Origin of the sequence: Pseudomonas sp. SIMBA_068, assembly GCF_046534705.1 — a bacterium.
In the GTDB taxonomy this organism is placed as follows: domain Bacteria; phylum Pseudomonadota; class Gammaproteobacteria; order Pseudomonadales; family Pseudomonadaceae; genus Aquipseudomonas; species Aquipseudomonas putida.
Genome location: NZ_JAWRYI010001468.1, coordinates 1 through 241 on the forward strand (window position 1 = coordinate 1; position 241 = coordinate 241).

The following is a 241-nucleotide window of genomic DNA, read 5'->3' on the forward strand; positions in this document are numbered from 1 at the left end:
GCCAGGCCCAGAATCGGGTCGGCAGGAGCGGCGGTAATGTTCTCAAACATGACGAGGTTCCATTATGGTTACAGAAGGGAAGTCCGCTATCAGGGTAACGGGAGATTTACAAAATTCCAACTATTACTGATGAAAACTCAGGCTGTTTTTGCAAGACGTGAGATTGCTCTGGAAGGTATAAAAAAACAGGACCAAAGTCCTGTTTTTTCGGCATTTAACAAAGAGGTGTGCTATTAGAACT

General features: G+C 44.4%; 1 protein-coding gene. It reads left to right on the plus strand.

Annotated features, from left to right (window positions below; all coding sequences use genetic code 11):
* Nucleotides 1-237, plus strand: a 237-nt coding sequence (locus tag SB756_RS34510; protein WP_410913810.1) for a hypothetical protein, incomplete at its 5' end; no start/stop codon positions are given.
* Nucleotides 238-241 lie beyond the last annotated feature (4 nt).